The organism is Achromobacter sp. 01N37, assembly GCF_056399725.1.
Genome location: NZ_JBFTRX010000018.1, coordinates 72,659 through 92,303, shown reverse-complemented (window position 1 = coordinate 92,303; position 19,645 = coordinate 72,659). Strand labels below are relative to the sequence as shown.

The 19,645-nt window shown below is 62.4% G+C and carries 19 protein-coding genes and 1 pseudogene; 6 read left to right on the top strand and 14 right to left on the bottom strand.

Annotation, left to right across the window (positions count from 1 at the left end; genetic code table 11):
• Positions 1 to 23: 23 nt before the first annotated feature.
• The 4 genes from grxC to AC1DSJ_RS26760 are packed head-to-tail and all read left to right on the top strand — an operon-like array spanning position 24 to position 3,004.
• Positions 24 to 281 carry a glutaredoxin 3 gene (grxC, locus tag AC1DSJ_RS26775; protein ID WP_054420615.1) on the top strand — a complete coding sequence of 86 codons (258 nt, stop codon included), beginning with the start codon at positions 24 to 26 and terminating at the stop codon, positions 279 to 281.
• A gap of 40 nt (positions 282 to 321) precedes the next feature.
• Positions 322 to 861, top strand: a complete 540-nt coding sequence (gene secB, locus AC1DSJ_RS26770; RefSeq protein WP_175171752.1) for a protein-export chaperone SecB — start codon at positions 322 to 324, stop codon at positions 859 to 861.
• Between the two features lie 15 nt (positions 862 to 876).
• On the top strand, positions 877 to 1,962 hold the full coding sequence (locus AC1DSJ_RS26765) for an NAD(P)H-dependent glycerol-3-phosphate dehydrogenase (RefSeq protein WP_054420617.1): 1,086 nt from the start codon (positions 877 to 879) through the stop codon (positions 1,960 to 1,962).
• 49 nt (positions 1,963 to 2,011) lie between these two features.
• Positions 2,012 to 3,004 carry a Bug family tripartite tricarboxylate transporter substrate binding protein gene (locus AC1DSJ_RS26760; RefSeq protein WP_175171751.1) on the top strand — a complete coding sequence of 331 codons (993 nt, stop codon included), beginning with the start codon at positions 2,012 to 2,014 and terminating at the stop codon, positions 3,002 to 3,004.
• A gap of 28 nt (positions 3,005 to 3,032) precedes the next feature.
• Here AC1DSJ_RS26760 and AC1DSJ_RS26755 read toward each other — a convergent pair whose 3' ends face one another.
• Both AC1DSJ_RS26755 and AC1DSJ_RS26750 read right to left on the bottom strand, forming a co-directional pair.
• Positions 3,033 to 3,503 (bottom strand): tRNA (cytidine(34)-2'-O)-methyltransferase, encoded by a 471-nt coding sequence (locus AC1DSJ_RS26755; RefSeq protein WP_054420619.1) that lies wholly within the window; start codon positions 3,501 to 3,503, stop codon positions 3,033 to 3,035.
• A 174-nt stretch (positions 3,504 to 3,677) separates the two neighbouring features.
• Entirely contained in the window at positions 3,678 to 4,229 is a 552-nt protein-coding gene (locus AC1DSJ_RS26750) for a ComF family protein (RefSeq protein WP_441372504.1), read from the bottom strand.
• Positions 4,230 to 4,478: 249 nt separating this feature from the next.
• Here AC1DSJ_RS26750 and AC1DSJ_RS26745 point away from each other — a divergent pair, with 249 nt between their 5' ends.
• A complete protein-coding gene (locus AC1DSJ_RS26745) occupies positions 4,479 to 5,414 on the top strand; it encodes a methyltransferase domain-containing protein (RefSeq protein WP_441372505.1) in 936 nt (311 codons plus the stop codon).
• Positions 5,415 to 5,441: 27 nt separating this feature from the next.
• Here AC1DSJ_RS26745 and AC1DSJ_RS26740 read toward each other — a convergent pair whose 3' ends face one another.
• From AC1DSJ_RS26740 to rsmB, 7 genes are all read right to left on the bottom strand, one after another.
• Positions 5,442 to 6,686: a YbdK family carboxylate-amine ligase gene (locus AC1DSJ_RS26740; RefSeq protein WP_427949482.1), complete on the bottom strand. Its 1,245-nt coding sequence runs from the start codon at positions 6,684 to 6,686 to the stop codon at positions 5,442 to 5,444.
• A gap of 327 nt (positions 6,687 to 7,013) precedes the next feature.
• A complete protein-coding gene (locus AC1DSJ_RS26735) occupies positions 7,014 to 8,483 on the bottom strand; it encodes a TrkH family potassium uptake protein (RefSeq protein WP_054420622.1) in 1,470 nt (489 codons plus the stop codon).
• Between the two features lie 53 nt (positions 8,484 to 8,536).
• Complete coding sequence (gene trkA / locus AC1DSJ_RS26730) at positions 8,537 to 9,916, bottom strand: Trk system potassium transporter TrkA (RefSeq protein ID WP_054420623.1); 1,380 nt, start codon at positions 9,914 to 9,916, stop codon at positions 8,537 to 8,539.
• Positions 9,913 to 10,605: a response regulator gene (locus AC1DSJ_RS26725; RefSeq protein WP_054420624.1), complete on the bottom strand. Its 693-nt coding sequence runs from the start codon at positions 10,603 to 10,605 to the stop codon at positions 9,913 to 9,915. Before AC1DSJ_RS26725 ends, trkA begins: the two co-directional genes overlap by 4 nt.
• 11 nt (positions 10,606 to 10,616) lie before the next feature.
• A complete protein-coding gene (locus AC1DSJ_RS26720; protein WP_175171748.1) occupies positions 10,617 to 12,932 on the bottom strand; it encodes a sensor histidine kinase in 2,316 nt (771 codons plus the stop codon).
• On the bottom strand, positions 12,929 to 13,519 hold the full coding sequence (locus AC1DSJ_RS26715; protein WP_156336368.1) for a DUF4390 domain-containing protein: 591 nt from the start codon (positions 13,517 to 13,519) through the stop codon (positions 12,929 to 12,931). Before AC1DSJ_RS26715 ends, AC1DSJ_RS26720 begins: the two co-directional genes overlap by 4 nt.
• 39 nt (positions 13,520 to 13,558) lie before the next feature.
• Positions 13,559 to 14,896: a 16S rRNA (cytosine(967)-C(5))-methyltransferase RsmB gene (gene rsmB / locus AC1DSJ_RS26710; protein WP_175171747.1), complete on the bottom strand. Its 1,338-nt coding sequence runs from the start codon at positions 14,894 to 14,896 to the stop codon at positions 13,559 to 13,561.
• A 93-nt stretch (positions 14,897 to 14,989) separates the two neighbouring features.
• Between rsmB and AC1DSJ_RS26705 the strand changes: the two genes are divergently transcribed.
• Positions 14,990 to 15,622, top strand: coding sequence for a LysE family translocator (locus AC1DSJ_RS26705; protein WP_441372506.1), 633 nt, complete (start codon positions 14,990 to 14,992; stop codon positions 15,620 to 15,622).
• A gap of 407 nt (positions 15,623 to 16,029) precedes the next feature.
• Here the strand turns inward: AC1DSJ_RS26705 and AC1DSJ_RS26700 are convergent, their stop codons facing one another.
• The 5 genes and pseudogenes from AC1DSJ_RS26700 to AC1DSJ_RS26680 all read right to left on the bottom strand — a co-directional run.
• Positions 16,030 to 16,377 (bottom strand): immunity 8 family protein, encoded by a 348-nt coding sequence (locus tag AC1DSJ_RS26700; protein ID WP_441372507.1) that lies wholly within the window; start codon positions 16,375 to 16,377, stop codon positions 16,030 to 16,032.
• 278 nt (positions 16,378 to 16,655) lie between these two features.
• Positions 16,656 to 17,078 (bottom strand): hypothetical protein, encoded by a 423-nt coding sequence (locus AC1DSJ_RS26695; RefSeq protein WP_175171744.1) that lies wholly within the window; start codon positions 17,076 to 17,078, stop codon positions 16,656 to 16,658.
• 291 nt (positions 17,079 to 17,369) lie between these two features.
• Positions 17,370 to 17,639 carry a hemagglutinin repeat-containing protein gene (locus AC1DSJ_RS26690; RefSeq protein ID WP_441372519.1) on the bottom strand — a complete coding sequence of 90 codons (270 nt, stop codon included), beginning with the start codon at positions 17,637 to 17,639 and terminating at the stop codon, positions 17,370 to 17,372.
• 456 nt (positions 17,640 to 18,095) lie between these two features.
• Positions 18,096 to 18,521, bottom strand: coding sequence for a hypothetical protein (locus tag AC1DSJ_RS26685; RefSeq protein WP_217483403.1), 426 nt, complete (start codon positions 18,519 to 18,521; stop codon positions 18,096 to 18,098).
• Between the two features lie 55 nt (positions 18,522 to 18,576).
• A pseudogene (locus AC1DSJ_RS26680) lies at positions 18,577 to 19,461 on the bottom strand (hemagglutinin repeat-containing protein); the annotation flags it as partial.
• Positions 19,462 to 19,645: the final 184 nt, after the last annotated feature.

Here is a 19,645-nt window from a genome sequence, read left to right as displayed (position 1 = left end):
ATCTTGAATCCTCAGGAGCGCCTATGAATAAAGTTGTCATGTACAGCAAGGACTATTGTCCTTATTGCGCACGCGCCAAGGCTCTGCTTGAGCAACGCGGCGTAAGCGACCTGGAAATCATCCAGATCGACCGGGACCCGTCCCAGCGCGATGTCATGATCGAACGTACCGGCCGACGCACCGTGCCGCAAATCTTCATTGGCGATACCCATGTCGGCGGTTGCGACGACCTGATGGCCCTGGATCGCTCGGGCGGCCTTGCCCCCTTGCTGAACGGCTAATCGCCCTTACCTTTGCCCCCTCCCACCAACGGAAACACTCATGGCTGATCAAGACCAAAACACCCAGCAAGAAGGCGGCAACGACGCGCCCTCGTTCAATCTGCAACGCGTCTACCTGAAAGACCTTTCGCTGGAAATGCCGAACGCGCCCCACGTCTTCCTGGAGCAAGAAGCCCCCCAGGTTGAAGTGAGCATCACCGTGGGCGGCCAGCGCCTGGCCGAAACCGTGTTCGAAACCACGGTCACCGTCACCGTCACGACCCGCATCAACGACAAGGTCGTGTACCTGGTTGAAGGCACGCAAGCCGGCATCTTCGAAGCGGCCAACATCCCCGAAGAGCAGCTCGATCCGCTGCTGGGCATTGTTTGCCCGACGATGCTGTACCCGTACCTGCGCGCCAACATCGCCGATGCGATCACCCGCACCTCGATGCCGCCGCTGCACCTGACCGAAGTCAACTTCCAAGCTCTGTACGAACAGCGCCTGGCCGAGTTGCAACAGCAGCAAGGCGCCGCCAACGGCAATGGCAATGGCAGCGACTCGGGCATCATCCTGCCCGCCAGCGCCACCCGCCAGTAAGCACGCCACGCCCCGATGAACCATCCCACCGAGCCGCGCTTGCGCGTTGCTGTTCTGGGTGCGGGAAGTTGGGGCACCGCGCTGGCGGCGGCCTCCAGCCGCCGCCACGCCACCACGCTTTGGGCGCGCGACGCCGCGCAGGCTGCCGCCATGGCCGCCACGCATGAAAACGCGCGCTATCTGCCGGGCATCTCTCTGCCCAAGTCCCTGAATTTTTCCTCTGATCTCGACGCCACGCTGCGCAGCCTGCAAGACGAGGGCGCACGCCGCCTGATCGTGCTGGGCGTACCTGTGGCCGGGCTGACCGCCATTTGCAGCGAACTGTCGCGCCGGCTGCCCGCGTTGGGATTACAAGACACCCCCATCGTCTGGACGTGCAAAGGCTTTGAAGCCGACACGGCCAGGCTGCCCCACGAAATCATGCGCCAGGCGCTGCCTGACGCCATCGGCGGCGCCTTGTCGGGCCCGTCGTTTGCGCGCGAAGTCGCTCAAGGCCTGCCGGTTGCGCTGACGGTCGCCAGCACCAGCACCGCGTTGCGTGACGCCACCACATCCGCGTTTCACGGCGCGGCGCTGCGCGTGTACGCCAGCGCTGATCTGGTCGGCGTGGAAGTGGGCGGCGCGCTGAAAAACGTGATTGCGGTCGCCTGTGGCATTGGCGACGGGCTGGCGCTGGGCACCAACGCCCGCGCCGCGCTGATCACCCGCGGCCTGGCCGAAATGACCCGCTTTGGCGTTGCGCTGGGCGCACGCGCCAGCACCTTCGCCGGCCTGACGGGCCTGGGCGACCTGGTGCTGACCGCCACGGGCGAACTGTCGCGCAACCGCCGCGTGGGCCTGGAAATCGGCGCCGGCCGCAAGCTGGCCGACATTCTGGCCAGCGGCATCACCGCCGAAGGCGTGCGCTGCGCCCGCGCCGCGCGCGACCGCGCCCGCGCCATCAACGTCGAATTGCCCATCACCGAAGCCGTCTGCGCCGTGCTGTTTGACGGCGTCGCCCCCATGACCGCGGTGTCCGCCCTGCTTGCGCGCGACCCGCGCGACGAAAGCGCGGACGCCAGCGGCCCGCTGGACGACGAATCGCTGGGCGGTCACCTCTGATTTCACCCTAACAACAAAACACCCGCCCCCTTTCGAGGAGACATCCTTCATGACGCAAACCCGCAAGCTCCGGGTCGGCCCGCTTCTGCGCGGCCTGTGCCTGGCTCTAGCCGCCGTGCTGCCGGCCGCCGCCCATGCCGACTGGCCCGATCACCCGATCCATATGGTCGTGCCCTTCCCGCCCGGCTCGTCGCCGGACATTCTGGCGCGCACGATTTCCGAGCCGCTGTCGCAAGCGCTGGGCCAGCCCATCGTCATCGACAACAAGCCGGGCGCGGGCGGCAACATCGGCACGCGCATCGTGTCGCAGGCCAAACCCGACGGCTACACGTTGCTCTACACGATCAACGGCCCGCTGGTCACGGCCCCCACGCTGTACAAGAAGACGCTGGGCTATGACCCCATCAACGATCTGGCGCCGATCTCGCTGGTGGGCACCAGCCCCAACGTGCTGGTCGTGCCGGGCAGCCTGAAGGTCGACAACGTCCAGGACTTCGTCAAACTCGTCAAAGGCCGCGGCAACTCGCTGAACTACGGTTCGGTCGGCCCGGGCAGTTCGGCGCATCTGGCGATGGAAATGTTCAAGGAACGCGCCGGTGTGGACCTGGCGCACATTCCCTATTCCGGCTTCCCGCAGGTCATTACCGCCATCATCGGCGGCGATGTGCAAGCCGGGTTCATGGTGCCCGCCATCGCCGTGCCGCAAGCGCGCGACGGCAAGGTCAAACTGCTGGCCGTGACCAGCTTGCAGCCCAGTGAAGCGTTGCCGGGCGTGCCGACGATGGCCTCGCAAGGCTACCCCGACTTCGAAGCCATTTCGTGGAACGCGGTGCTGGCCCCCGCAGGCACGCCCACCCCGATCGTTGAACGGCTCAATAGCGAGCTGGCCCGCATCATCAACAGCGACGCCGTGCGCAAGCAACTGGCGTTGCAGTACTTCACGCCCGCGCCGTCCACACCGGAAGCCCTGACCGCCCGCATCAAGAATGAGAAGGCGCGTTGGGACCAGGTGATTGAAAAGCTGAACCTGTCGCTGGATTGAGCGCGCCGTTCAGGAACAGGCGGCGTGCTTACACGCCGCCTTCAAACCCTTGCTGGCGCCACGCTTCGAACACCGTCACCGCGACGGCGTTTGACAGGTTCAAACTGCGCTGCCCGGCGCGCATCGGCAAGCGCAAGCGCTGCTGGGGCGCGAACATCGCCTGATGTTCGTCGGATAGCCCGGCCGTCTCGCGGCCGAATACGAACACATCCCCCGGCTTGAATCCGATGTCTGCCACGCTGCGCTGCGCCTGCGTCGTCAGCGCGTAGATGCTGGAGGCGTCCGCCCCCGTATCGTCCAACGCTTCCTGCAACGTGTCATGCACGCGCACGGGCTGCCACTCGTGATAATCCAGGCCGGCGCGCCGCATGCGGGCATCGTCCAATTCAAAACCCAGCGGGCGCACCAGGTGCAATTGAGCCCCGGTGTTGGCGCACAGCCGGATGGCGTTGCCGGTGTTGGGAGGAATCTCGGGGCAGACGAGGATGACGTGGAACATGACGGGGCTACGGGGCGAAGGCTAGGGGAAAAGTCTGGGCGGCGGGTCTGGGCGAAGGGGCTAGGCCGAAAGCCGAGCCCCCAATACAAGACGGCGAAAACGCGGACGGAATGCGGAGCAGCGACGCGCCGCCTGGCGGAATTGTCGCCGATTTGCGGCGCAAGGCGTTCGGGGTCACGGCGTACGGGCGACCACCAGCACGGTCACCCCGGCCGCGCCCGCCGCCAGCAAGGCGACGGCGGCGGCTTCAACGGTGCTGCCCGTGGTCATGACGTCGTCCACCACCGCGACATGCCGGCCCCGCACCGATGGCGCGCCCAGAAACACGCCCGCCGCCACCTGACGCCGGGCGCGCCGGCCCAACGCGGTCTGCCGGGGCGTTTCGCGCCGCCGGCGCAGCGCGTGGCGGACAAGTGGCACATTCAATTCCGCCGACAAACTGCGCGCGATCTCCGCCGCCGGATTCATGCCGCGCAGGCGCAGCGACGCGCGGCTGGCGGGAATGGGCGCCAGCAAGGTGCCTTCGGGCAGCCCGCCTTCGCTGCGAACGGCGTCAGCCAGCAGGCGCGCCAGCACCGGCGCCATGCTCAAGCGCAGCTGGGTCTTCAGCATGCGAATCAGGGCGTCAGCGGGCGGCAGGTAGTCGAACGCGACGATCGTGCGCAGGTAGGCACGCGGGGCGCCCAGACAAGCCGGGCAGCTTGACGCCGTATTGGGTAAGCGCAAGGCGCAACGCGTACAACGCGGCGGGCTGCCGGGCGGAGCAAAGGTGATGTCAGCCTGGCACCCACCACATAGCCGCGCCCCCGCCACACGCGCGCCGCACAGCGGGCAGTCGCAGCCGATTCGGGACGCCAACCACCGCCCCATGGCCTGTAGGGGCAATCGGGTACGTCGGCCGGGATGCGCAATAATGGGTGCCATCCCCCATGAAATCATGTTCCGCCCCGCGGCGACGTCGCGGGCGTGACCGAAATGTCCCTGCCAGAATCCGCCCCCCTCCCCACTCTTCCCATCGTCAGCGCCGATGTGCCGCGCCAGTTTGCCCGCCGTGGCGACTTGTCTGACGCTCAATTTCTGTATGGCGAAGTGGCCCGCCGCATGCTTGGCCGCCTGCAATACATACGCGTACAACCGCAAGCGATGCTGGATGCGGGCTGTGGGGCCGGCGATAACCTGCCCCTGCTGCGCGAACGCTATCCAGATGCCGCCTACACCGGGCTGGACAATTGCGAACCGCTGCTGGAGCTGGCCAGAAAGCGCCACGCGCCTGCGGGCCTGGGCGCCTGGATCGGCAAGCTGGCCCGCCGCGGCCCGTCTGCCCCGGCCTTCGTCAACGCCGATCTGGCGGAGACGGGGCTGGCCCCGGAATCGCTGGAACTGGTCTGGTCGAACCTGGCCATGCACTGGCACCGCGCCCCGCATGCCGTGCTGGCCGAATGGCGGCGCATCCTGAAGGTGGGCGGGCTGGCGATGTTCTCCTGTCTGGGGCCGGCCACGCTGCGCGAGCTGCGCCAGGCGTTGACCGACGCCGGCCTGGCCACCGCCACGCCGTCCTTTGTGGACATGCACGACTTTGGTGACCTGCTGGTGGAAAACGGCTTTGCCGACCCGGTCATGGACCAGGAAATCCTGACCTTGACCTACCGCAGCCCCGAAAAGCTGCTGGCGGACGTGCGCGCGCTAGGCGGCAACCCGGCTGAAGGCCGTCGTGGCGGGCTGGTCGGCCGCGACTGGCGCAACCGCCTCGTCGCCGCACTGGAAGCGCAGCGACGGCCCGACGGGCTGATCGCATTGAGTATTGAAGTGGCCTATGGCCACGCCTGGCGCGCCGCCGCGCATCGAACGGTGGCCGGAGAAACCCGGCTGTCCGTCAGCGCCATCGGCGGCCGGCAGCGCGGAAACCCCTGAACAGGGTCCGCGCCCCGGAACGCGTGCCTAGTGCAGGCGTTCCGGCAGGGGCACGCTGACCCCCGGCTCAGAGGCCGACAAAGGCTGCATCGGCTCAGAGTTCGCCCGGATACGGCGGCGCAGCACCGCCGTGGGTTCCGCCGGGGCAGCGGCAGCCGCCGACTCTCCACGCCAGGCATGCGCCATGGCATCAACCACCAGCGGCAGGTCACGCAGGCGATGAAACTGGCTACGCAGCCAGCGCGCATCGTTGCCGCTGCGCATGGCCTCGTCGCGCAGCGCGGCGATCATGTCGCCCGTACCCAGCTCTTCCGCCACCGGCATCAGGCGCTGGAACAAGGCGCGCAGATGGTCCATCAGGCGCAGGCGCTGACCGTCCGGCGTGACATAACTGCCCTGCAAGCCAAAACGGCAAGCCTGGAAGTGGTTGCTGCGATAGGACAGCCACGCCTTGTCGCTGGGGTCGTCCTCACGCATCAGCAGCACGGCCAAGGCCTGAGCGAATGCCGCGATCTGGCAAGCGCGTTCAACCGTCAGCGGGGTGTCGCAGACGCGGATCTCGACCGTGCCGAACTCCGGCTTCGGGCGGATATCCCAGTACAAGTCCTTGATGCTTTCCGCCAGGCCGTATTCACGCAGCTGGGCCAGATGGGCCTCGAACTGATACCAGTCCTTTACTTCGGGCGGCATGTGGCCAGCCAGCGGGAAGCTGTTCACCGCGTTCAGACGCGAGCACGAAAACAGCGTATCCACGCCCTCGCAGTACGGCGACGAGGCCGACAGCGCGATGAAGTGCGGCACATAGGGGGACAGACGGCGCAGCAGCTTGATGGAATCGTCGCCGCTTTTCACGCCCAAGTGGATGTGTTGGCCGAAAACCGTAAATTGACGCGCCAGGTAACCGTACATTTCGGCCAGGTACTGGAAGCGCGGGGTGTCCGAGATAGAGCGCTCTTGCCACCGCATGAACGGATGCGCCCCGCCGCCTGCGACCGATACGCCGACCGCGTCGGCGGCTTCGACCAAGGCGTCGCGCATCTCGCGCATTTCGGCCAGCAGGCCCATGGGGTGCTCATGCACCGAGGAATTCAGTTCGATCATTGACCGCGTGATTTCCGGTTTAACGCGATCGGCAATGGGGTGGTTGGCCATCTGGGCCAACAGTTCATCGGAGGCAGCGGTCAAATCAAAACTACGGGGGTCGATCAGTTGCAGCTCGAGTTCGATGCCCAAGGTGTTGGGGGCCGACGAAATGAACGGGATCTGTTCCATCTCGGACTCCTTTGAATGTTTGATGAGGGATGCGCCGTTCGACCTTGAAGCCCGGCAACATCCCGGGGGGCACTAGACGGCAGCTTGTGAACGCATGATAGCCGCAGGTTTGTGGCAAAACGATTGAAAATCGTGACATTTGTGTGCAACATCGCGAAGCATCCAGTTTTGCCCTCTGAGGATAAGTGAGCAAGTGCTTACAACATAGAAACGGCGCGGGTTGCGGGCCGATGGCGGCGGCAATCCAAGTCAGGAAGCGGATTTCGAGAGGGGGTGGGATAACCCTTTATCGGGTTATCCCGGGTGAAAATTCGAGCCCGGTGGCCCTTATTTGCGCCAGAAAATGGGCGTGAACAGCACCAGCACGGTCAGCAATTCCAAGCGGCCAATCAGCATGGCGAAGGTGCAGACCCAGATCTGGAAATCAGACAGCACGGCGAAGTTGCCCATGGGGCCCACCGGGCCCAGGCCCGGGCCGGTGTTGTTAACGCTGGCGAAAACGGCCGAGAACGCCGTAATCGGGTCCAGCCCAGAGAGCAGCAGCAGGCTTGTGAAAACCGCGATAGAAAGCCCGTAGAACAGCATGAAGGCCAGCACGGACGACATGGTGCGGCCCTCAACGGCCCGGCCGTTGATTCGCACCGGGCTGACCGCATGCGGGTGCAACATTGTTACCAGCTCGTTGCGCGCCTGTTTGACCAGCAGGATCGCGCGAATCATCTTGATGCCGCCCCCGGTTGACCCGGCCGACGTCGCGAAGCCGGACAGCAGCAGCATCGTCAGCGGTGCAAACAGGGGCCACTGCGCGAAGTCCGTGTTGGCGTAACCGGTGGTGGTGGCCATCGAAATGGTGTTGAACATGCCGTAGCGCAGCGCTTCCAGCGGCTCGGCGTAGACGCCCTTGACGTACAGGAACACCGAAATGACCAGCCCCACCCCCAGCACGATGACTAGGTAGGGAATGGCTTCCGGACACCGCACGTAGGCGCGCGGGCTGCGCTGGCGGAAGGCGTTGAAGTGGGTGGCGAAGTTGATGCCGGCGATCAGCATGAACACCATGGCCACCATTTCCACGGCCACCGAATCGAAGTGGGCGAACCCATCGTCCCAGGTGGAAAAACCGCCCAGGCCCATCGTGGTGGCCATGTGGCACCAGGCTTCAAACCAGGACAGCCCCACGGCCCGGTAGGCCAGGAAGCACAGGATCGAGAACACGAAGTACACCGCGTACAGCGCCTTGGCCGTGCTGGCGATGCGCGGCGTCAGGCGCTCGTCCTTCATGGGCCCGGGCGTTTCGGCCCGCACGACCTGATGGCCGCCCACGCCCAGCAGCGGCAAAATCGCCACGGCCAGCACCAGGATGCCCATGCCGCCAATCCAGATCAGCGTGGCGCGCCACAGGTTGATCGACGCGGGCAAGGCGTCCAGGTTGGTCAGCACCGTGGCGCCGGTGGTCGTCAGCCCGGACATGGCCTCGAAGTAGGCGCCCGTGAACGACAGTGGCAGCCCCGCGCCGTGGAAGTACAGCATCAGCGGAATCGCGGCCAACAGCGGCAGCCCGGCCCACACGGCCGAGACCAACACAAAGCCGTCACGCGCCCGGAGTTCACAGCGGCTGCGCCGGGTCAGCGCGGCCAGCCCGCCCCCGATGCCCACCGAGATCAGGAAGCCGTTCAGGAATGCCTGGCGCGCGGCGTCGCCGCCCACATACGCGACCACCAACGGAATCAGCATGGTGAGGGCGAACATCACCATGGTCAGACCCAAGATATAGAGGGTGCCCAGGACGCGCTTCATGGGAGCCTATCCAGCGGCGCGTGGCCCGCAAGGGGGCATGGGAACGGCGCGCATCAGAAGAAGGACGCCGAGACTTGGAACAGCTTTTCCACGCGCGGCATCTGCCGGCGCGAGGGCACAAAGACGATCACGTGGTCGTCCGTTTCGATAACGGTGTCGGCGTCGGGCATGATGATTTCGTCACCCCGGACCAGAGCGCCGATGCTGGCGCCCTTGGGCAGGCTGATCTGGCCAACCGGCCGGCCCACCACCTTGGAGGTGGAGCGGTCGCCATGGGCGATGGCCTCCAACGCTTCCGCCACGCCTTGGCGCAGCCGGTGCACGGCCGCCACGTCGCCGCGCCGCACATGGCGCAGCAGTTCGCTCATCGTCGCTTGCGACGGCGACACGGCGATGTCGATATGGCTGCCTTGCATCAGCTCGCCATACGCCTGCCGGTTGATCAGTGCGATCACCTTGCGGGCGCCCAGCCGCTTGGCCAGCAACGACGACATGATGTTGTCTTCGTCGTCGCTGGTCAGGGCCAGCCAGGTATCCATGTCTTCGATATTTTCGCGTTCCAGCAGGGCCTCGTCCGTGCCGCTGCCATGCAGCACCAGTACGCTGTCGGGCAACTGGGTCGCCAGGTATTCGCAACGCTTCAGGTCGCGCTCGATGATGCGGACGCTGTACTTTTCTTCGGCCAGCTGGCGCGCCAGACGCAGGCCGATATTGCCGCCGCCCGCGATCATCACCCGGCGCACGGCGCGCTCGGCATCGCGCAACTGACGCACGGCACGGCGCGCATCCCGCGAATCCACCACCAGCACGACTTCGTCGCCCGGGGCGATCACGGTGCCGCTGCCCGCCCTCAACGGGCGTCCGCCGCGCAAGACGTCAATCACGCGCGCCTTTACGTCCGGCCAGACATCACGCAGCTTGTCGACGGACGAATGCGCCATCGGGCTGCCGTGGCCGACCCGCACGGTGACAACGCTGATGCGGCCTTCGGCGAATTCCACAACCTGCAAGGCTTCGGGAAATTCGATCAGGCTGTGCAGATACGTCGTGACGCTGCGTTCGGGGCTGATCAGGGCGTCGATGCAGAAACCGTCTTCGCTCATCAATTCCGGGTGTTCCGGAAATTCGGCGGAGCGGATGCGGGCAATGCGGCGGGGGATGTTGAACAGCTGGCGGGCGATCTTGCACGCCACCATGTTGGCGGCGTCAGAGGCCGCACAGGCGATGAACAGGTCGGTATCGGCGGCGCCAGCGGCTTCCAGCACCGACACTTGCGAGCCGTCGCCATGGACGACCCGCAAGTCGAAGTGTTCTTGCAGGTACTGCAACTGCGTGGGATCAGAATCCACCACGGTGATGTCGTTTTCCTCGGACACCAGGTTTTCGGCCACGCTGGTGCCTACGCGACCAGCGCCCATGATCAGGATTTTCATGTGCTGCGCTTGCGCGCCGACTCGATGCCCAATTGCTTGAGCTTGCGGTAGAGGTGAGTACGTTCCAGCCCGGTGCGTTCCGACACACGCGTCATGCTGTGGCTTTCGCGGACCAGGTGGTATTCGAAATAGATGCGTTCGAACTCGTCGCGCGCTTCCCGCAGCGGCTGATCCAGCGAAATGCTGCCCAGCAGCCCGTTGGACGCCACCGGCGCGTCATTGGCGGGCGCCGTCGTCAGCACGGGGGGATCAAGCTCGTCTTCAAGCGCCACGGTGGCGCTGGCGGCGGCAGGATGTGCGGCAACCGGCGCCGGATGCGGCGCGCGGCCGCGCGCCAAACCCGCCGCAACGGTCTTCAAGAGACGTTGCAGCGTGATCGGTTTTTCCAGGAAATCCATGGCGCCGATGCGCGTCGCTTCGACTGCCGTATCGATGGTGGCGTGGCCGCTCATCATGATCACCGGCATGTCGAGCAGGCCTTGCGAGCCCCACTCCTTCAGCAAACTCACGCCATCGGTGTCGGGCATCCAGATGTCCAGCAACACCAAATCAGGACGCATGCGAAGGCGTGCGGCGCGCGCTTGCGCCGCGTTTTCGGCCAGTTCGACCGTGTGTCCTTCGTCGTAAAGGATCTCCGACAAAAGCTCGCGTATACCGACTTCGTCGTCAACCACCAGAATTCTGGCCATAAAGCATCCACCTATTGCGTAGCCGCATTATCCTTTTCTTGCGCGGTCGCGTCCATAGTGTCTGTCCCGGGAGCCAACCGGGTCAACAAGATGGAAATCCGCGCGCCTCCTTCCTTGCGGTTGGCAAGGTCGATACGTCCGCCATGCTCTTCCACAATCTTGCGTACGATTGCCAATCCTAACCCAGTCCCGTGGGACTTTGTGGTTACGTAGGGCTCGAACGCGCGCTGCATCACCTGCGCCGGAAAGCCCGGCCCGGTGTCGGCAACGGTAAATCTCAATGCCTGCTGATCGGCCCGGTCGGGCTGTTCGCTGCGCATTAACTGGGTCGTGACGCTGACCCGGCCCTCGCCGCCCAGCTCGGCAATCGCGTCGCGGGCATTAGACAGCAGGTTGTGTATGACCTGGCGCAACTGGGTGGGGTCGCCTTCAATTTCGGGCAGGCCCGGCTCCAGCTTCACGTCCAGGTTCAGCGCTTTGCCCACATGGCGAGACGCCGCGCCATCGGGCTCCCAGCCATATAGAGACAGCACGTCGGCCACCAGCGCGTTGAAATCAATGCGCTGCATGACAGCCGGCGGCGTGCGGGCATATTCGCGGAAATCGTCCACCATCTGCTTGAGCGACGCCACCTGATTCACGATGGTATTCGTGGACCGCGTGACGATCTGGGCCTCGGCCGGTTGCAGCTTGCCTTCCAGCTTCATGGCCAGGCGCTCGGCCGACAGTTGGATCGGCGTCAGCGGGTTCTTGATCTCGTGCGCCAGCCGGCGCGCCACTTCGCCCCAGGCCACGGTCCGGTTGGCGGAGATCACTTCGGTGATGTCGTCGAACACCACCAGATACCCGTTGCCGCGCCCATCCACACGCAGATGGGTGCCGCGAGCCAGCAAGGTCAGCGGATGCGGCGCAGTAGGAGCGCCCCCCTGAGCGGGGCCGATTTCAAATTGCTGTTGCCAGTGCTGACGCTCGGAACCCACCGCCGCGTGCGTCGAAAACGCCTGCCGGACGATGTTGGCGAATTCGAGCATGCCGTCCACCGTCTCCAGCGGCCGGCCAATCACCGAACGCAGGTCCGCGCCCAAAATGGTCTGGGCGCCCTGGTTGACGGTGGTCACGCGGAACGACTCGTCAAACACCAGCACACCGGAAGACAGGTTCGACAGCACGCTTTCCAGATAAACGTTTGACCGCTCCAGCTGCTGGCGATTGCTTTCGACCATCCGCCGCGCCTCATCCAGTTGCCGCGTCATGGCGTTGAACGACCGCGTCAGCTGGCCGACTTCGTCGCGTTCCGGGGGTTCCGGCAGCGGCCGGTAATCCCCCACACCCACCGCCTGCGTACCGCCCGCCAGGCTGAGCAGCGGACGCACCAGCCGCTTGGACAGCGACAACGCCACGGCGATGGCGCCGAATGCCGCCAGCAGCAGCGCCAGCGTCAGCGTAATGCCGTAGAGCTTGCGCAGGCCCAGCCGCGACAACGCAAGCTCCTGGTAATCACGGAAACCTTGTTGCACCAGGTTGGCGTTGTGCGCGATTTGCTCAGGCACGGGTTGCAGCAGTTGCAGCCAGCGCGGTTCGGACGCGGCGCCCAACAGATTGTCGTAACGCTCAGGCCCGGTCAGCGGAATCACCACGCGCAGATGCAGGCCGCCCTCGACGCCGGGCGTGACGGGGTCATCGGCTTCAGCCGCCGAATAGCCGCGCGCCAGACGCAACTGGTTCATCACGGTCGACGGCGGCATCGCGGGCAGCAGCTGCCCGTACTGGCTGGTCGAAAAAGCGATCATGCGGCCGCTGCCCGTGAACACCATGGCCTCTTGCACGCCATTGGCTTCACGCAAGCGGGTCAGGGCCAAGGTTATGCCGCTGTCGGTGCTGCGGTTCAGCTCCATCGCCATCGATCGGGCGCGCGCATCCAGGTCGGCCAGCAGCGAATCCAGCGCGGCTCGGCCCAGGTTCAGGCCGGCTTCCAGCGCCGTGTCGACGCGCACGTTGAACCAGGATTCGATGGATCGCGACATGAACTGCACCGAGACGGTGTAGATCAGGGCGCCCGGGACGACGCCGATCAGCGCAAAAGCCAGTGAAAAGCGCGCGGTCAGGCGCGCGCCGAATTGCCGGCGCCGGATCTGCCGGGCCAGCCGCACCGTCAGCGCCACCACCCAGACAAACAGCGCCAGGGCGAAGATGCCGTTCAACACCAGCAGCGTGTCGTAATACCGCGCAAAGCGCGAGGCATTGCCCGTGGACCATGCCAGCAAGCCCAGCAACGCCAGGCCGCTTACGGCACCCACCATCAGGGCCAGCCGAAGCAACAGCCTCATGAGGGATCTTTCTCCTTGTCGCTCAGCATGAACGAGAAGTCCATCCAGGGAGTCCCCTGCGCCCACGAGCTGCTATTCAAGGCGTTGACCTGGAACGGCCGGGGCAAGAGCGAGGTGTCCAGGCGCAAACGCAATTGGCCGCCATACAGTACCCCTTGGTCAAAATCAGCGGCATCCGCCACCGGCCAGTTGCGGATATGGCGGATGACGCTCATCGCGTCATCCAGCGAGGCCACGGGGAAAGACAGCTCGCCCACGCCCGCGCGCCATTGCCGGGTCAGGGCGTTGTAGACCACCCGCCAGGTGCGCGACGTGTCCACCAGGGACTTGTCGAACCAATACCAGCGCTCGCGCGTCATGGTGAGGTCGGCGGTGAAATAAAGCGGGACGCCGCGCTGGGCCGCGTCCCGCAACTGCTGGTTCAATTCAAATTCGATGTCCGCGTCGATCTCGAGCTTGCCGTTACGCACGGCCGGTTCAACCCGGGTGACCTTGGGCTCGGCGCCATAAACTTCGCCGCCCGGCACTAACGAAAGCAAGGCAGATACCAGCAACAACCCAAGAAATAAACGCGAAATAGTGGACATACGACACCGAAACACCGTCATGCCCCTATTCTTGGTGATTCAGGACTGCTTGGCAAACAAGGCGTAGAAAAACCCGTCATGTTGCTCGGCGGGTGTTGCATTGAGCGCAACTGGCAGCAACTGGCCCGGCGCGTCCAGCCGCTCGGCTTCCGGATGACGCTGCATGAATTCCAGCGCCTGGCGGGCGCCCTCGATCGGGAACACCGAGCACGTCACATACAGCAGCCGGCCGCCGGGCGCGACGGTTTGCCACAGCGAATCCAGAATCTTGGCTTGCAGCGTGGCAGTGCGGCGCACGTCGTTTTCACGGCGCAACCAGCGGATGTCGGGATGCCGGCGCACGATGCCCGAGGCCGTGCACGGCACGTCCGCCAGCACCGCATCAAAGGGCTTGCCGTCCCACCAGGCGTCCAGATCGGCGGCATCGGCGGCTTGCAACTGCACACGGTTGCTAGCCAGACCGAGGCGGCCCAGGTTCTCTTCCACGCGCTCAAGGCGTTCGCCGTCGGCATCCAACGCCACCAGATCGATGTCGGCCAGCTCCAGCAGATGCGCTGTCTTGCCGCCGGGCGCCGAGCAGGCGTCCAGCACCCGCATGCCGTCAGCGGGGGCCAGCAGTTCGGCCGCCAACTGCGCGCCCGCGTCCTGCACCGACCACCACCCTTCCGCAAAACCCGGCAACTGGGTCACAGGCTTGGGGCTGCCCAGCACCAGACCAGACTGGCCCACCGGCTCCGCCGCCAACCCTGCCGCCTGAAAAGCGGCCAGCACCTGTTCGCGGGTCGCGCGGCGGCGGTTCACACGCAGCGTCAACGGCGCCGGCACATTGGCAGATTCCAGGATCTCGCGCCATTGCTGCGGATAGGCCACGCCCAACTGCTTGACCCACCAGCCGGGATGGTTCCATTGCGCCTCGGGGCTGTCGGCCACGGCGGCCTCAAGCGCCGCACGCTCCCGCAGGAAACGGCGCAGGCAGGCATTCAGCATGCCCTTGAATGACGACAGGCTGCGAGTATTGGAGGCAGCCGTCACGGCTTGGTCCACCACCGTGTGCGCCGCATACACCGGCATGCCGGGCAGCGCCGCGGCGGCGTCGCCCTCTTCTTTCAGCAAGGTCAGCGACACCAGCAACAGCGATTCAAACAGCACGCTGGGATAGCGCTGCACCAGTTCACGGCCGACGGCATCGGCCCAACCCAGATAGCGCATCGCGTGGAAAGACACGGCCTGGGTGGCCGGACGCAGGGCGGAACTGACGTCGGTCAACGCGTCCGTCAAGGAACGGCCGTCCAGCACGCCCTCGACCACCCCCGCGCTGGAAAGAAGAACGGAGGAAAGCGGGGGGGCAAGATTGGGGGAGTCGGAACGCGTGGACATGGTGGGTATTCAAAGGATAAGACCGATATGGTAGCCGCACCTGGACGAATGGCGGCCCGCGCGTCAAACTTGCCGCTGCCCCGGGAGCCCTTTATGACCACCGCCACGCTGCTGCTGTTCATCCTGGCTTCGGCCGTCGCCATCGTGACGCCGGGCCCCACCACCCTGCTAGCCATGAGCAACGGCTCGCGCCACGGCGTGCGCGCCGCCAGTTGGGGCATGGCGGGTGCGGTACTGGCGGATTTGATGTTGGTCGGCGCGGTGGCGTCCGGCCTGGGCGTGGTGCTGGCGGCGTCGGAAGTCGCCTTTCAGATTATTAAATGGGTGGGCGCGGCGTATCTGGCTTATCTGGGTTGGAAGATGCTGCGATCGGATTCGGCGCTGGTCTTGCCATCATCGGCCTCGGCAGGCGACGCCCGCCCAGTCGGGCTTGCGCTGGGCATGCGCAGCTTCCTGGTGGCGCTGACCAATCCCAAGGCGCTGTTGTTTATGTCCGCGTTTCTGCCGCAATTCATCAACCCGCAAGCGCCGCTGTTAATGCAATACGCCATCGTGGCGGGCGTGCTGGCGACGATCAATATATTGACGATGCTGGTTTATGCGACGCTGGGCGCGCAACTGGTGCGGGCGTTTCAGGGGTCGGGACTGCGCTGGCTGAATCGGGTTTGTGGGGGGTTGATGATTGGGCTGGCGGGGACGTTGGCGCTGTATCGGCGGGGGGCTTGAGGGGCGGGTGGGTGGCGGGGAACTGGCGGAAAGCGGATTGGATGGCGCTGGAATTTGTTCGAGGCGCTTGATTAGAGGCCGTTAAATCCTAGCAAGGAGTTAACGGGAACGCTTTTGCGACTTCCGCGGTTGCCCCTGTAAGTGCTGTTGTCAAAGCCGAAGGCGCCACTAGGCGATGCATGCGGCGTAGTACCGGGCGGTCTGATAGCCGCCATGGCAGGTCCACAGGCCTGTCTGCTTCATGACGGACTTGAAGTCGCTCTTAATCGTGGCCGACGCAGGCCGCCGCCCGTCTGGGCGATTACCTACTCAGATCTCTAGCGCGACAGTTAATTCTTTATCCTGATTTATATATTTGATGCTTTATCCGTAGAGTCTCTGGATAAACTAACTAACTGCACTAGCCACTAGGCTTGATAATCATCGAATTCCCAGGAAAATACCTTTCCTAGCTGTCTCACGATATCCTCCCAGCTATCTCCCTCACAGCGACTAACATAGTCGTGAATCAAACCATTAATAGTAGAAAAATTATATTCTCGAACAATTAATAGACCTCTACCCCAACGAGCCTCCCATACTGTTTCTTCTAGCCACTTTGGCGTGCAGACGAAAAGCTCAAAATCATCTGCCCCTTTTGTACAATCCAGCCCAATTCGAACACGAAGACTCAAAGAAAAATTGTCTACGCTCCCTGGGAAATAGGTCTCAATATCAACAATATCATTAGAGATACCTTTTATAACAGCACGCATTGCTCCTCCTAATCAGTCCTATAGAGAAATTCGGATTTTTCGTTCCACTGCCGTTTACAGCAGCAGCTAATCTTGAGTCCTAGGCCGCAATCTTGCTCAGATTTTCTTTCCGTTGGGAGTCGACAATCAGGAAATGCAGGCTGACAGATTAATTTCGTGCAGCCCGAATAAACGACGCGATCGATTCCGCAGCCGTCTTTCTGGTCAGGACACTTTGGCCAGTGCCATCACGAATGACACGCAGCCGCCTTTGCCCCTACAGAGTCACGAAAACTAATTTACGGTTCTACTTCAGGTTTAATCCATACCGCAATTACCGCCTCACCACAGAGCGAGATCATCGCATTCGTTGCAAACTGAATAAGGCGTACTTTGGCGCTCATGTCGAAATTACCAATGCAGATCCAACCTGTAGCCACATCCTTGAACATCCGCCAGCAGATCGAGCCGGGAAGTTCAACCGCCGCGCCAACGGCCAACTCGACCCCTCCAGAATCAATATAAATACCCGCACGCTCTATGGTTTTAATGGGTATACATTTCGATTCTAAATGCGCTAAATTGCACAACCCCCATGGGTAAAGCAACCGTCCTGTCTCGACGCCCACTTCAATTTGGAGAGTGCCAACTGCTAAAGAGCAGCACCCTTTCGCTCCGGCACTTAAGGCAACCTCTTCGCGAGAACAATCAATAAAATCCACTGAGTATTCCGAACTCCGATAGATCAACCGCCCAGCAAGAGGACTTGCTGTCAAATCGAATTTAAAGCCAACATGCATCACAATTAACCCCCACTCTTGAATAGAAAGTGAAGCACCGTATCAGTCTTAGGATCTACAACTAGCTCATACGTACCTTTGCTTCCATTCATTGTGCCTTGGACATCCCAGCGAAGAGCTCCTGGCACTCCCCGCGGGTCGCCGACCGGCAGTTTAGAGTCCATAATTTCCTGCAGTAAAGCTCGTGAAAATAAGGTGTCAGAAAATAAGGTGTCAGACTACATTTTCCGGCGATGGCCTAAGTGAAAATGTAGTCTGACACCTTATTCGTTCATCCGTGAAGCCATTCTGCGAGCCGCCAGTGGAGTAGGCGATGCCGATGCTGGCACTGCTGCTCTTGTTGTCCGTCTTCAGCTTAAACGCATTGCGCGCCGCTTGCAGCAGGATGCCGCCTTCGGCCTTGAGCACCACATTGTTGCCAGCAGGCAGGTTCAACCCCGTGACGGTGATTCCCGAGTCCTTGCCCGCGCCCTGCGCAACGATTGAAAGACATTAATCCAGGCCTCTTAGTGCTTTTGAAATATCTTGGACATTAGTTAGCTTCCCCGTCGCAACCTTATCCAGAACACTCCAAACCATTTGTTTTGGCTGACCCTCCACGCCGTTTTTTATAATCAACCTCACAACCACTTCAGCAGCAGTTCGTTTATTTCCATTATCAATCAGATGCCCGCCAGAAATATCCCTGACCATTGATTCAGCTTTATTATAAAAACCCTCAAAATTGGCAGTATTTGCAATAGCCGCATCAACCTCTCTGATTGAAACCGAACCGCCAAACCGTGAATTTATAGCGGTGATATCGTCTGCACTTCAGCCGACCTTGAAACCACCAAGACCTATTCCACTTGGAAGGTTTGACGCTGAACTTAAGCCACTAGTAGCTAGATCATCTACCTTTCCGGCAGTGCCATCAGTTGCTTTTGCATCAAAGAAAACTCAGACAAACGAAATATCTAACCTATCGATTTTCCATGAAATCAGCTTTCCCTCAAGGAAACCGAAATCCGCCAGCAAAATCTCATCACAGAAAGTCAACCCACCACAGCGCAAACAGCCATCCCTCAGCTCGCCGATAATTCTGTATGAATAGCCTGTTCCTTCTCTAACGACTGCAGGTTCAGCATGAGAAATTTCTTGAATAATATACTCATCAAAAACCATAGTTAATAACTCTGCCCGATACACTCGCCCCACCTCGAGCTGATAGGGAAGATAGCTTGCAAAGCAGGTAAACCGCTGACCGCAGACAACGATCGAAACCTCCTCCTCAACTTCAGGACTGATGCCATCAACAAGCACTGAGTAAATCATGGTACAGGACTTATGGTTTTGTCTGCGGGATTGCCATTCAACATCTTCCAAAAGCTCTTACCACTTTCCACATGAATTGTAGTAATGGTGCCATCAGAATTAGCTCCTACAAATCCATATTTCGCATCGCCACGGGACGAGTTACCCATGAACTGAACGTAGCCAGTTCGCATTTCGCCTTTGTATAGATATTGAACTTTATCCCCGCTTTGCATAATGTCCTTGCCCACCTGCAAATACTCGGCTGATGACTTTGCCCCAAATTCAGCGCCGTGCTTCGAATGACGATCGTGCCGCCGCTGATGCCGCTTTGCGTGGTCGAACTACTGTTGCCGCTGGCCGCCACCACCACCGGCGTTCCCATCCCGAAGCCGCTGCTGCCTGTCGAGATGGACGAACCCGCGTCCTTCGATGCGCCGCCGGCTACCTGGCCGCCCTTGGTCGTGCCCAGCCCTGAGTCGCCCGCCTTGGCGCTTCCGCCAAACCCGAAGCCTCCACCAATCGACACCTGGCTACCGCTGTACTTGGCGGTGTTCTTCAGGTCCTGCGCGACCAGCGTGCCCGTCGTCAACTTGTTCAGGCCGTCCGCCACCGCGCGGTCGCTGCTGGCAATGACGCTGCCGAGCGAGGTGGTGTTGTTGTTGACGTCGATCGGGAAACCGCCGTCGCCTGCCCACAAGCCCGTCTGTTCAGTGACCGTCTTGAAGTCGCTGTTCATCTTGCCGGCGCCGGCGTTGGCCCATGCGCTGCTTGAACCGTAGCAGTACGGCGGGATACACAGGCTCACGCCAAAGCCCGCGCTCTTGTTCTTGGAGTCGTACTTGCTGCTGTCTTGCAGGCTCTCAAGTAGCAGGTTGCCACCGACCGATGCGATGATCTGGTCGGCCTTGCCCGCCGCGCCCTTCAATGTCGTGTCCCCGCCCGACTGGATGGCGAGTACGTTGCCTGCCGTGATATTGCTGTTGGTCCAGCTTTCATCGCGGCCGTTGGCCTTTCCGCGTCCGACCTAGGCGCCCTAGTTCAAGGGTGAATTCGAATCAACCATCCCTCGACTTCCTCAATGACGTTGATATGCCCTGTCCTTGCATCCAAAAATCGACCGGCTCTGGGAATATTGGCGAGCTTCTGCAAAGCATTGGCATCAATGCTTCCCTTAATTACCATGCAGTCTGACA

Excerpts from the sequence above, each read along its gene's own strand:
- grxC (WP_054420615.1), top strand. The coding sequence starts at position 24 with ATGAATAAAGTTGTCATGTACAGCAAGGACTATTGTCCTTATTGCGCA.
- secB (WP_175171752.1), top strand. The coding sequence starts at position 322 with ATGGCTGATCAAGACCAAAACACCCAGCAAGAAGGCGGCAACGACGCG.
- AC1DSJ_RS26765 (WP_054420617.1), top strand. The coding sequence starts at position 877 with ATGAACCATCCCACCGAGCCGCGCTTGCGCGTTGCTGTTCTGGGTGCG.
- AC1DSJ_RS26760 (WP_175171751.1), top strand. The coding sequence starts at position 2,012 with ATGACGCAAACCCGCAAGCTCCGGGTCGGCCCGCTTCTGCGCGGCCTG.
- AC1DSJ_RS26755 (WP_054420619.1), bottom strand. The coding sequence starts at position 3,503 with ATGTTCCACGTCATCCTCGTCTGCCCCGAGATTCCTCCCAACACCGGC.
- AC1DSJ_RS26745 (WP_441372505.1), top strand. The coding sequence starts at position 4,479 with ATGTCCCTGCCAGAATCCGCCCCCCTCCCCACTCTTCCCATCGTCAGC.
- AC1DSJ_RS26740 (WP_427949482.1), bottom strand. The coding sequence starts at position 6,686 with ATGGAACAGATCCCGTTCATTTCGTCGGCCCCCAACACCTTGGGCATC.
- AC1DSJ_RS26735 (WP_054420622.1), bottom strand. The coding sequence starts at position 8,483 with ATGAAGCGCGTCCTGGGCACCCTCTATATCTTGGGTCTGACCATGGTG.
- trkA (WP_054420623.1), bottom strand. The coding sequence starts at position 9,916 with ATGAAAATCCTGATCATGGGCGCTGGTCGCGTAGGCACCAGCGTGGCC.
- AC1DSJ_RS26725 (WP_054420624.1), bottom strand. The coding sequence starts at position 10,605 with ATGGCCAGAATTCTGGTGGTTGACGACGAAGTCGGTATACGCGAGCTT.
- AC1DSJ_RS26720 (WP_175171748.1), bottom strand. The coding sequence starts at position 12,932 with ATGAGGCTGTTGCTTCGGCTGGCCCTGATGGTGGGTGCCGTAAGCGGC.
- AC1DSJ_RS26715 (WP_156336368.1), bottom strand. The coding sequence starts at position 13,519 with ATGTCCACTATTTCGCGTTTATTTCTTGGGTTGTTGCTGGTATCTGCC.
- rsmB (WP_175171747.1), bottom strand. The coding sequence starts at position 14,896 with ATGTCCACGCGTTCCGACTCCCCCAATCTTGCCCCCCCGCTTTCCTCC.
- AC1DSJ_RS26705 (WP_441372506.1), top strand. The coding sequence starts at position 14,990 with ATGACCACCGCCACGCTGCTGCTGTTCATCCTGGCTTCGGCCGTCGCC.
- AC1DSJ_RS26700 (WP_441372507.1), bottom strand. The coding sequence starts at position 16,377 with ATGCGTGCTGTTATAAAAGGTATCTCTAATGATATTGTTGATATTGAG.